A 12,647-nucleotide genomic window follows, 5' to 3' on the forward strand; every position below is an offset into this window, starting at 1 on the left:
AAAAAGTAAGAGAGCAGACCGCTAACTGGTTTAGATAATAATTAATAACACAACCGAAAACACGTTATAAGTGTTTGCTTCTAAGTTTTAAATAAGCATAGTGCGTCTATTATTTGGTGGGTTTAAGGTAGCCTGGGGGAATGTTATACTGCACACGGTGGCAATGACTAACCAGTAAGGCTTACACAAACGTTTGGCGTTAGTTAATAAACAAAAAACGCTAAGTACTGAAGAGCTTAAGCGCAAACAATATCAAGCCTAAATACGGTGAATACTGAAAACTTAGCTTTTATATTTTGAGTTGATGGGAGCCCTACACACTTGCAAATTAACAATAATATAAGCTAGGCTCTATTTATCTAAAGAACAAGATAAGTCTTTGTAAATAAAGTTAATATAATTTTTTAATCTGATTTTTTATGCCACGAGGTATAAACGAAGCCAACCGTTCTTTTAAGCTTGTAACTGCTTCATGCTTTAGATTATAAAAGCCGTTGTTAATTATTTGGTTACTAGCTGCACAAAAAACTGGTTTTTTAGTGATATGATTAATTTCAATACTTTGCTTATAGTCGCTTTCAATAAAAAGCTCTGCACTACTTTTTTGATAAAATAAAGCTTTATGCTTTGCATGACTAATTTGCTTTTGTCCTCCTTCTTTACCAGGTAAATCTTGCATAATTAAATACTCGTATTCTACTTTATACTTTTTTAACCATATCTCAGTCTGTTCTCGATACTTTTCTGACCGGCTGGTAACAAGCGCATAAACTTTTCTAGAGGGTATAAATAATGGCTGTGCATTTAAAATAAACTCAATGTACTTTTCGGCATCATTAGTTTGCTCTTCAGTAGGGTCAATACACAAAACACCATCTATATCTAAACAAGCAGTCGTTAAAATTGGATGATGAAAAATGTTCCATTCAAACACCCTTGGTGATGGTAGGTACTCTAGAAAAAAATCAACATCATTTCTTTGTTTTAGCGATGAGTAAATTGCACATGTCGTAATTTTACTGTGTAAATATGTGGGAATTAAAGCCATATCAGCTTTAATCGAGTCACCTTTTGCAATACTGTCATCCACTAATAATATTTTTTGTGCGTTTTGTGGGTATTTTAAATATTGATTTTTACTTTTTCGTGTACTTCCTGTTTTGAGCTCTGAATTATTAATTAAAGAAATCAAATCCGTACAATGAATATTCAAATACAATGCCAGCATATTAGCTGGTGTTAAACCACTTCTTGGAAGGCCTACAATTAAATCAAAGTTTAAACTCTGTATTTTAGGCAAGTGTTCTTTTATATCCTGACTTAAATGACAATAACTTTTATAATTCATTAGAATCACCCTCCCTTAAAAACATTTTACCTAACATACTAAAATTATTATTAATTACATTGCTTTTATTAAGGTTAGTACAATTTATCGCAATAATGTAGATCTCACGTCAAAAATAGCCATCAAATTGTTGTTATATCTTTGATTTAAGCGTTAGCTTCACGCTAATAGAAATTAACTTTTACCACTCCCTTTAATTACAAAACTCTTTTAGTACTGGAGCGATATACATTTAAAAAAAACAATGGGATCCCGACAACATAACGAGAAAATAACCTTTTAGGCTCTAGAGCAAATCTGTATAGCCACTCAAAACCAAGCTTTCTAAATATCGTCGGTGCGCGCTTTACCCTACCCGCTTGAAAATCCAATATTGCACCACCACATATTATTATCATTTTATTTTTGCTCTGTAGTTTTAGTTGTGTAGCTATCAGCTCTTGCTTAGGCATACCCATAGCAAGAACGACTACGTTAAGACTCTCAGTTTGATACTGTAAATTGTGCTCAAGATAACAGTCGACATCTTTAAACCCATTTAAACTATAATATTGGGAGGTGTTAAAAAGCGAGGTTGCACCTATATCTAACCAAGGTTGCTGAGTACCGTACGCAAAAAGGGTCATTTCCTTGTTAGATAAATATAATTGCGAGATTAATCGCGGAATAAAGTCTGTACCATTTAAGTTAGATTGAGGGTCAATATTGTTGTACAAGCACGCTAATTCAACCCCTTTACCGTCTCTGAATAAATAATCTAAATCGAAAAAGTTAGCTTTTATAGCATCACTACTACTTATTAAGTTATATGCATACTGATTTAAAAAACCGATCGAAATTGCTTTATCCGTATTTGTGATACGCTCTAAAATACTGGCTAAAGATACCTCATTGACTAAAGTTAATGACTTTAAGATAGGGTCCATCGCTTTAAGCTCCTATTTTATTACTTTAAAGTCAGCAAACTTTATTTTTCTTTGTGAATAATAAAAAATACCAACCATAAGCTTTCGCAAATAGTGATAGTAAAGAGCAGTACTTTTTAGTTTGTGGTTATTTAATACCGCGAAAGAGCCTTGAAAATACTTATATCTAAATTCTGGTAATGGATCACGATGGCCAATAGCTGCAGAGTTCATAAAAAATATAACCTTACTAATAAGTGAAGCTTTTATTGCAAAGTCCAAATCTTCACCTCCATTATTTTTAGCGCCGACGCCAAAGTTTTCATCAAACAGCCCTACTTCATTAAATACTTTAGATGCATAAAATGTAGTGTTAGATGATGCGTATCGTATTAAGTTTGACGAATTATGTTCATTAGAAGTAAAGGGGCTAATACTTGGTGCTGATGAAAATTGAGTATAAAACAATTCAAATCGACTGAGTGCTTGTAGTTCATTAAAGCTATTCCAAAACCCTTCTGGGTACCAACAGTCATCGTCTGGGCAGGACACGAAATCAAAATCATTCAATGAATACCGACTGTTCACTTCTTTAATAAGCTTATTTCTGGCCTTTGATAACGACACAATATGACTTTGACTAATTGTGATTAGCGTATAGTTACTAGCTAGCCCAAGTAAACACTCTTCACTGTAGCCATCTGCACTTTGTAATAGTACATAGTGTACAAATTGAATGTTTCTTACACTATTTATCGATAGTATTAGTCTTTTTAAGTCTTTGATATTTTCGTCATTACATATACATGTTGTTAATAATAAAATTTTCATTACAATCCTTATAAGTAGTTATTACATAATATGAAGTTAAAATTTTATAAAGAAATAATGGTGGAACATTCCGTTAAAATCGAAATCAGAAATATAAATTCTGTACCACAAAAATAAAATAAACGCGATTAAAGATAATGAAAAAAACAGTAGCTTTAGCCTGACAACACGTAGTATTAAAGAAAATATATATACCAAGCCAATCCATCTAAAATAATCAAAGTAGGCATAATAGCGTAGCTGTAAGAAGTTTGTTGTATGCATAAAACAAATTAATACGATAATACCTATATAATAAAACCACATCTTATCAAATGTCGATTTACGCCTAACCATATAGGCGAATATAGAAAGCAGTACGATAGCAACATCTAAAAGCTTAAATAGTATTCCTGAACCTCTATCATCTAATTCTTCATAATTGGTAAATGTGGCGTAATAAACTAAAAGGTATAATATTGATATTGCCGCAGAGCCCATAACGACATATAAAATTTTGTATCTATTACTTCTTTCATCAGAGGCCGTAACATAATAAACAACAAAATAAATTGCACAAACAACCACGGCTGCATTATGTGTTAATGATGCGATGACACCAAAAAAAATGGCGAAGCGTATTTTGTCAAAATATAAAAAAAACAGAGTAATAATTAAGAAAGAACCTGAGCAATAATGCCGTATCATGTTAAACATGTTTGTAAATTTCATTGAATAAAAAATAAAAAACATCAGCGCTAACGCAATTAACACCTCACTAAATTTAGCTGAATCTAATATCTTGTAAATAACAATACATGCTGGTAAATAGATAAATAACGTAATCGTATACGTATAAAATATATAATTGCCATTCGTTAATTTTGAAAAGAAGTAAGAATAGCCATGATAAATCGGCTCCGATATTTTCGGTTGTACCAAAAAGCCATCATTAATAAAAATTGCATAATCTTCATCAAAAATACTCAAAAAACCATATTGATAATTATTGAATGCAAACCATTGGGTTGAATACCAGCCTAAGTCATTGCCTATTCCTAAAAAATCGCCAAATGCCCATGCTTCTTTGTGTAAATTCATATTGCAAAAAAGCAAAATAAAGCTAATAAAAAAAACGTAAAGCCACTCAGATCTTTTAGTTGTTAAATACGTGAATAAAGCAAAAATTCCTATATAAAAAGGCGCTAGCAGTGAAACTAATGATACAAAAACAAGAATCAACATTGTTCTATTTAACAGAAAAGTTTTATTGTGATAGATCAAAATAAAGCTTCCTTTTACTTTGAGTAATATTGATATTTCATCCCAAACTTTACGAGTAACTTAAATGATTCATAAAGTTGTTCGCTTGTTCTTGAGCGCCATACTATTTTTGTGAACAAAAATTTAAATAAAGAGAAATTGCGCCCATGTTCAAGCCAGTAATTATGATAGTCAATTGTGCTCCACCTATAATTCAAATCGTTTTGCTCTGAAGCTGACAACGTGACCTTATTACTTAGCTCTTTTTCTAATTTACACCTGAGCTGTACGCCTGCTATTGGTCGAGTACCTGTGGTAATACTCGCTCCATTGTGGATTGTATGCACAAAGACATTTTCAGCAAATACGCACACACTATAATTTTGAATAAAGGCCTTTAACATTAAGGTATGATCTTGTAAGTAAGGTGTATCATAAAACCCACCTATGGCTTCTAAAACACTTTTTTTAATCATTATCATTGAAGTATAACAACTCCCAGATAGCAAAAAGGTCTTAGCGTCATGGCCTACAAACTTATCATCGTTTGCTAAAACACCTTTACCATTTTCTTCTACTTGCATATGGCTACAACAGACAGCAGGCTGCTCTTGTTGGTGTTTAAAAAAGTTAAGTTTTTCGAGTAATTTCCCATCTATAAAAAAATCATCATCGTCTAAAAAAGTTACATACTCGCCATTGGCTTGCTTAATACCAATGTTTCTGGCAATCCCTGCTCCTGAGTTTTTTTCTAATGGTATGTATTTTATTTTTTTAGAGACAATTAAATCCTCTAAAATAGACTCTGTATTTAGCTGATGCTCTGACCCTTTACCATTATCATCAACAACTATTACCTCACAAAGTGAGTTTATAAGTGCACTTTGTATTGCATTTCTTATTTTTGTGACTCTTCCATAAGTAGGAATAATGATGCTTAACTCAACCATTTAGCTTAATCCTTTTAATTTTTATAAATGAAATTTAGCATAACCAAGTTTTTAACTTTGTTATTTTATATACATCAATCGACATCCAAATATTCCACAGCACTAGACTCATGCTTACAGCTAAAGCCGCCCCAATTGCTTGATAGATAGGCACTAAAATAAATAACAACAACACGTTTATTAATAATGTAGCCAACAATGCTTTTAATGAACGTTTTTCATTTCCTGTCATATTCAGCACTAAACCAACAGAGCCAAAACAAATATTAATTATTTGGCCAATACATAAAATAATAAGAATTGGATGGGAAGCCAGATATTGCTCTCCAAAAAGTATTCTTATAAACCAATCCCCAAAAAAAATTAAAACAACCGCTATTGGTATTGAAAAAGTGGCGCTTAACTTTACACTTTTAGTTAGTAAAGCCTGTGTTGACTGTATATCGCCACTTCTATACAACCTAGCAACTTTAGGGCCTATAATATTGTTTACCGCTGCAAACCCTAAGGTAACTAATGTCACCCCTTGTAAAGCTACCTTAAAAGAAGCGACAGACTCTTTATCATCAAAGTAGCCTAAAAATACGTTTGCAAGCTGTGCATTCATGGTGCTAATAAATATCATTAGCGTAAACGGGAGTAATGCAATATGCCATTTTTTAAAATAGTAAGTAGGTTTAACATGGTTAAGGTTATTCGATCGCTCTTTAAATATTAGCCCTAAGCCTAATAACAGCGTTAATGCCGATGTTATTAACTGTACTTTTATAAGCAGTAAACTGGTGAACTCAGTTTTTGATACAATAAAATATAAGTAAACTAAAATGGCTAAAAATGGCATCAAAATAAACTCTGGAAATAAGCCTAGAATTGGTTTTCTAAAACCGTTTAAAATAGCTCCTTGTTTTGCAGAAAAGCTTTTTATAGGGATCAAAAAAATTGCAAACCAAAGTAAACTAGCAGTCTGGGAACTTATTAAGCCTAAATATAAAATAAGCATGGTCGTAAGCATCACAAGCGCAGAAATACTGATAATAAATGCCGATGACCACCTGAGTAACCCCTTTAATTCTCCCCATTTACCTTCTAATTCAGCATGTGCAATTTCACGGATCAATAATTGTGGTAAACCTGCTATAACAGGTATTGTGACTATGGCAATAATTGATAAAACATAGGTATATAAGCCATATTGCTCAGGTCCTAAATAACGGGCAAGTATTACGCCTGCTATAACGGATAAAGCACGGCTTATCATTTGTAAACCGGCTGTGCCTAAAAACTTATTTAAAATAGCTGGCGATTGGCTCAAAAAACTTACCTTGTAATAATAGAGTCATATTTATAACTTCAATAAATCAAAATTTTAAAATTCAATAACTAAATAAATTAACTGACTGACTGTTTTAGATTTATAAAGATCTCAGTGTAGTAACCATATTAGTAATGTGTACTGCTTTATTAAAATTCACTAATCACTGCTACGTAAAAAATACGCACATAATTAGTACTCATATACAAACATCGTTTCCTATGTCGACTTTTGTGCATATTTAACAGTACTTTTTTGCCCTAAAAAAATTCGTGATGCGTAATTACTTTTTGATAATACAATTTCAACTGCAATCGGACCAAAGATCCCAAAGAACATGCCAAATACAATATTAAGCTCTGTCAATTGCACACCTAAATAAACTAGTAACATTCTAGATAAAACCAAAAAGTAAACATGGTATAAGTATATTGAAAATGAATATTTACCAATAAACACAAGGGGTATAATCTTTATTTTTGCAAAGTAAAATAATGAACAACCAACAAAGCCAGTTATTAGCCCCATTAGGCTGTTTCTTTCAAAGTTACTCTGGCTTTGTAGTTGTAAAAATTTATACAACATAAGGCCAGCAAACAAAGTTAATAATATTGTAACTAACTTTATATTTAGCTTTTCTTCGCTGTGTCTTTTTGAGCTAAGTAAGCACCCTAACGAGAAGAAAGGTAATAAAAAGAAAAATCCAGATAATGAAAAAAAATAAATATCTGTAGGCATAAATACGCATAAAATAATCCCCGTAAATAGCGCAAATATGTATTTATTTTGAGTTGTAGTTTTTATAAATGATGATAAGCCATAAAATAAAAACACCAAAAACATTGCTTGTAAAAACCAAAAATGAAATTTACTTTCCCATATCACGCTAAAGTAATAAGTAATATTGGTTATTTCTATTTTTTGATTTGCTCCTAAAGTATGTGCCTGAATAAATAGATAAATTGGGCCTACAAAAATTAGAGGAATGATTAGTCTAAAGTACTTTCCTTTTAACATAGAAAAAAATTGCTCTGATGTCACTCCTCTAAAAGAGAAAATAACGCCGCCTAAAAATGCAAATAATGGCATTCTGACATTTTCTAACATTAAGTTAAAAAAATAAAAGTCGTTATTTTCGGGTAACTTTAAACCTGATATATTTGGTTCACCTATTAAGTGATTAAGTACTAATAATAAACAAGCCCACCCTCTGAGTGTTTCTAGACTGAGAATTTTTTTTATTTTCATCTTCACTCCCTTAAAGTAAAAGCGTGAACCATTTATTAAATATACTTATTCTCTTAATTTATTAACCATTGTTTTTAAAAGCTAATTTCATTTTACTTGCTAACTCCCTATCAAACTGTTCAGGCAGGAATTTAATGTACCCATTCCCAGGAGTAAACGTTAATTCACCAAAATATATTTTATCTTGAATATAGAGATCAACTCTTACAAAAGAAAATGAGCTACTCAATGCTTCTACAATTACAACTGCCTCTGCAAAATTTTTTGGTTTGAGTTCAACTTCTCCAATATCACATCCAGCCCTTAAGATTGGAAGTGGTTGCCATAACCTTGAATAGTAGTTGTGCGTTTGCTTATTGCTTGCCCTTTGTGAAATTACCTGCACAAATTCAATTGCGCCCTCTATACAATAAAATTTATAGTCTTTTAGGCCATCTGTTGATTCAATAAACTCTTCACAAATAACTAGCTGCTCAACGTTTTTATACTGTTTTTCTTTACTTATTGCATAAAAATCAGACTTTAGCCATTGTGTAATTAATTGGCGAATTTCAGCATTACAATGATCATTTTTATTATTGATAACAAGATTATAGCCACTACCGTTATTTAGTTTTATGACAAATTTATCTGGCATTTCGGTTAAATTAAAATCTTCAGCTACGGTACAAGTTTTTAGTAAGGTTGGAAGGTATTTTTCACCGCACCTATCAGCGACAAATGCTCTAACTTTATATTTATCCACAAAAATAGAAAAATCAGTTAGTTTCTTACTTAGTTTCCACGAGAAAATCCTATCGCTAAAAGTAAGCACTTTCTTTTTTGAATAAAATTTACGGTGAAGCTTTAAATATTCATATCGAATATATATAGAGTCAGGTATCAATACCTTTAATTTATTTTTCAACAGTTTCAAAAATAAACCCATCCGTTGACTCTCTTAAATTTACTAAACGTAAAATAATTTTTCTAACTCCAAAATTGGAGCTACCATCAAACTCACTTGGTTTTAAATAGAACAATTCATCTTATAATAGATCAACTTATAAGATTAAACTTTTAATTTACTTAGTAAAACAGATCTCAAAAAACTCGTAAACATTGTATTTTCATGTGCACCGAGATTGTGTTTAATATTAAGCCTCTCATGTATTACTTAAGCTTTAAGTAATTAATATATATGGTTTATCAATGGTATAACTTAACAATGTAGTGTATTTGCTACATAGCACTTTATATCAATTGCCATACAATTTAATAAAGTCAAAATTTAGTGCCAATTTTTATTATATCCAACGAGCAATCTTTAAAACTTTTAACGCATATGTTGGGGTCACTAATCGCGATTTCGTACATTTAAAGTACAAAACAACGCAATTCAATAAACATTAAACCACACCTTTTAATTAGTCAATGCTAACAAATTGTTTCATTAAAACTTATTTAACCTACTTTATTGCTAGTTTCGGTTTTAATGCTAATAATATAATAAGTGTCGCATCTAAATTTTAAGGAACTACTTGTGCGTTTGGGGTGCTGCATTGTTATCTTGTTATCTTTTTATGTTTACTCACAAGACACAATCAATTACTTGCGTAATAGCGAAATAATTGAACGTGCAAAACAACATTATGGTAAAGATGGACATAATCGCATAAAGCAATGGCTTAGGTTTATTGATGCATCGATTGATAAGAATGAATGGCGGCAGGTACATCTGGTTAATAATTTTTTTAATGAACATATAAAATACAAAACAGATAATGAGCTTTGGAATAAAAATGATTATTGGGCTACACCAATAGAAAGCTTGGGTGTAGGTATGGGGGATTGTGAGGATTACGTTATAGCTAAATACTTTACTTTAATTGCGCTTGGTATTCCTGAAGAAAAAATAAGGTTTATGTATGTGCGTCAACACACCATTAATCAGCCCCACATGGTACTGATATACTTTCCTGAAGCTGACCAAATTCCTTTTGTTTTGGGTAACTTTAATACCCAGTTACTCCCCGCAAATAAACGTCACGATTTAACACCTATATACAGTTTTAATGGCCAAGGTTTATGGTTAGCCAAAGCAAAAGGGCTTGGTAATAAAGTTAAAAATAGTAGCGGTGTGTCGGCTTGGGATACTATGCTAAAAAGAATTGAAAAAGGTGAGCTTGCACTCGTAAATGGAATTGATACAGGAGATGAAAATAATGTATCACCCTTTTAAACAAGGTATGAGTCTTAAAATACAGATCTACGGGCTAATAATTTGTATTTCCATTTTATCTTTTTTTGTAAGAATTATTATTGATGTAGATACAACCCGAGACTATTTACAAACACAAATGGCAAGCCATGCAAAAGACACAGCTACAAGCCTAGGACTTTCTATCTCCCCTTATTTGGATACAGATGGAATCATAATAGGGCAAACTATGGCAACCGCAATATTTGATTCTGGTTATTATAGTAAAATACGCTTTATTAATACGAAACATGAAACGCTATTCTCATTAGAAAACCCTACCCATGTAGATTCTGTGCCTCATTGGTTTACAAACACTGTAAAATTAAGCGCGCCTACAATGCAATCTGAAATAAATACGGGTTGGATCATTGCTGGTACACTTGAAGTTACCAGCCACTTAGGAGAGTCATATTTAACTTTATGGCTACACACAAAGCGTAGCTTTTATAGTTCGCTCATATTATTAATTGCTTCACTGCTGATCACTTATTTTATTTTACAAACAATATTCAAACCTTTAAAAGCAGTTGAGAAGCAAGCACTGCTTGTTACTCGCAAACGCTTTACACTCAATAATAAAGTGCCGTTAGCCCACGAATTGCGCATAGTAACCAAAGCAATTAATAATATGGTGCTTAATTTGCAAAGTACATTCGACTCTTTAGCTAAACAAACCCAAGCACTAACAAACGCCGTGTATAGTGATCCACTAACAGGGTTAGGTAATCGCAAATCTTTTGAAAACTATTTTAACGCCGTTACCCACTCCATTACCTCTGAGCGTCCAATGACAGCAACAATGGTCACACTTCCCTCGCTAGTAAACATTAATCGAACACTTAGCTATCAAAGGGGTGATGAGTATGTGACTGACGTTGCTAAAATATTAAAACTCTCTTTAGCTGAACTAAATAATTATAGGTTATGCCGAATAAATGGCAGTACTTTTGTTTTTATTGCGCCATACGATATTACTTTTTTATATAATTTACACGCTAACCTTATTGACCTGTTTAGCCAAAAACAGCACAGCTCACATAATAATGGTTATGCCCGCTTAGCTTCTATAAATGTTGAAAAAAGCTTAACACTGAGTCATTTACTTTCGTCATTAGATACCAAATGTACTATTGGAGAAAGTACGATTGACGCTAACATTGATAATAAAATAGTCTTTAGTGTTGAAGAGTGGCAAAAAATAATTCAGAGCATAATTAACTCTGGGGAAGTGAGCTTTTCAGTACAGCCTGTGAAAAAAAGTAATACCGAGTTTACACAGTGCTACTTTGAGGTATTTACGCACTTTATCTATAACAATGAAAAAATAAACAATAGTCACTTATTCGCTATGGCCGAAAAGTTAAATTTGACAGAAGAACTGGATAAAAAATTAATCCGTGATTTTATTAATATTAAAATGCAATATCCAGAGGATAAATTCGCATTAAATATAAGTAAGTCCTCATTATATTCACCGGAGTTTATACAATGGCTAGGTGCGTTTTCTCAACACTACCCCTGCCTCAAAAACAATCTTATTTTTGAGCTTCATGAATTGAGCTTACTAAGTAATATACGCGTTGCTGCACTTCATATTGATGCGATAAAAGAGGTTGGTATTAGTGTGTGTGTAGAGCACTTTGGCACCAGTTTAACCTCTTTTAAGTATTTACATGGTCTTGATATTGAGTATGTGAAAATTGACGGTAGCTACATTCAAGATTTAATTGATAATCCGCAAAGTCGCTTTTATATTCAAACTGTAAATAATATTTGTCATGGCTTTGGTATTAAAGTCTTAGCGTGTTTAATTGAAAAGCCCGAAACATTAAACATACTCGAAAGCTTAGGTTGTGATGGTGTTCAAGGGAATTTAATTTGCTCCGCCTCACAAGTAATCAACATTATTGATGAAAACACAAATAAAAAGTTTACTTTTCATCCAAATGTATTAGAATTTTGTAAGTAGCCTATTTTTTAAACAAGGGTCGATCATGAAATCAATTATCTTATTTGGACTAATAGTAGGGCTGTGTGTATTTTATGTACCGCAAACTTATGCACAAACTAATACATCAAAATCTGTTCAGTCTGCAGGGATAGACAACTTGATTTCGATTTTAAGTAATGCACCAATAAATGTATCTCCTGAGCAACTGCAACAAGACTTAGTTGCCGCCATTAAAATTATTTGTAAAAACAATATAAAAAACCAACTAGACAAAACCTTGCCACGAGGCAATTGTAGTAACGCTCAGGTTGATCAAATGATTACTGCCGTTATTGCTGCTTTTGGTGTAGACAGCCCTATGGTTGCTACTTTATTAGCCGCACTTTCTGCATACGGAATAGATTCAGACACTATTACACTTGCGGCAATTAATGCGGGCATAGATGCTACTATTGCTTCACAAGCCACGGCAGCAGGCCCTATCCAAGCACAACCTAATCCTCCTATTAGCTTACCTGTATTGCCTACACCTCCTGGATCGGGTGGTACTGGTGGTGATGCTGGTATATCTGAAGTTGGTAACTAACTTTATTAAATATAAATGCAGCCTTAGCGCTG

Annotated in this window: 11 protein-coding genes; 3 read left to right on the forward strand and 8 right to left on the reverse strand. The window is 32.4% G+C overall.

Features of this window, described 5'->3' with window-relative positions:
• Window positions 1–391: 391 nt before the first annotated feature.
• The 8 genes from H5058_RS14800 to H5058_RS14835 all read right to left on the reverse strand — a co-directional run bounded on the left by H5058_RS14800 (window position 392) and on the right by H5058_RS14835 (window position 8,764).
• On the reverse strand, window positions 392–1,348 hold the full coding sequence (locus H5058_RS14800) for a phosphoribosyltransferase (protein WP_011328461.1): 957 nt from the start codon (window positions 1,346–1,348) through the stop codon (window positions 392–394).
• Between the two features lie 197 nt (window positions 1,349–1,545).
• Window positions 1,546–2,274, reverse strand: a complete 729-nt coding sequence (locus tag H5058_RS14805) for a WecB/TagA/CpsF family glycosyltransferase (protein ID WP_089368434.1) — start codon at window positions 2,272–2,274, stop codon at window positions 1,546–1,548.
• Window positions 2,275–2,286: 12 nt separating this feature from the next.
• Window positions 2,287–3,084 carry a glycosyltransferase family 2 protein gene (locus H5058_RS14810; RefSeq protein WP_011328463.1) on the reverse strand — a complete coding sequence of 266 codons (798 nt, stop codon included), beginning with the start codon at window positions 3,082–3,084 and terminating at the stop codon, window positions 2,287–2,289.
• Window positions 3,085–3,120: 36 nt separating this feature from the next.
• A complete protein-coding gene (locus tag H5058_RS14815) occupies window positions 3,121–4,308 on the reverse strand; it encodes an EpsG family protein (RefSeq protein ID WP_011328464.1) in 1,188 nt (395 codons plus the stop codon).
• Window positions 4,309–4,361: 53 nt separating this feature from the next.
• Entirely contained in the window at window positions 4,362–5,276 is a 915-nt protein-coding gene (locus tag H5058_RS14820) for a glycosyltransferase (RefSeq protein ID WP_089368435.1), read from the reverse strand.
• A 34-nt stretch (window positions 5,277–5,310) separates the two neighbouring features.
• Window positions 5,311–6,588 carry a flippase gene (locus H5058_RS14825; protein WP_011328466.1) on the reverse strand — a complete coding sequence of 426 codons (1,278 nt, stop codon included), beginning with the start codon at window positions 6,586–6,588 and terminating at the stop codon, window positions 5,311–5,313.
• A gap of 219 nt (window positions 6,589–6,807) precedes the next feature.
• On the reverse strand, window positions 6,808–7,836 hold the full coding sequence (locus tag H5058_RS14830; RefSeq protein WP_089368436.1) for an acyltransferase: 1,029 nt from the start codon (window positions 7,834–7,836) through the stop codon (window positions 6,808–6,810).
• Window positions 7,837–7,897: 61 nt separating this feature from the next.
• A complete protein-coding gene (locus H5058_RS14835; protein ID WP_011328468.1) occupies window positions 7,898–8,764 on the reverse strand; it encodes an ATP-grasp fold amidoligase family protein in 867 nt (288 codons plus the stop codon).
• 594 nt (window positions 8,765–9,358) lie between these two features.
• Here H5058_RS14835 and H5058_RS14840 point away from each other — a divergent pair.
• The 3 genes from H5058_RS14840 to H5058_RS14850 are packed head-to-tail and all read left to right on the forward strand — an operon-like array spanning window position 9,359 to window position 12,615.
• Entirely contained in the window at window positions 9,359–10,057 is a 699-nt protein-coding gene (locus H5058_RS14840; RefSeq protein WP_089368437.1) for a transglutaminase-like cysteine peptidase, read from the forward strand.
• Window positions 10,041–12,047, forward strand: a complete 2,007-nt coding sequence (locus H5058_RS14845) for an EAL domain-containing protein (RefSeq protein WP_182678847.1) — start codon at window positions 10,041–10,043, stop codon at window positions 12,045–12,047. Before H5058_RS14840 ends, H5058_RS14845 begins: the two co-directional genes overlap by 17 nt.
• A 25-nt stretch (window positions 12,048–12,072) precedes the next feature.
• A complete protein-coding gene (locus H5058_RS14850) occupies window positions 12,073–12,615 on the forward strand; it encodes a hypothetical protein (protein ID WP_182678849.1) in 543 nt (180 codons plus the stop codon).
• Window positions 12,616–12,647: the final 32 nt, after the last annotated feature.

This window comes from Pseudoalteromonas sp. SR45-4 (genome assembly GCF_014163535.1).
Taxonomy (GTDB): Bacteria; Pseudomonadota; Gammaproteobacteria; order Enterobacterales; family Alteromonadaceae; genus Pseudoalteromonas; species Pseudoalteromonas nigrifaciens.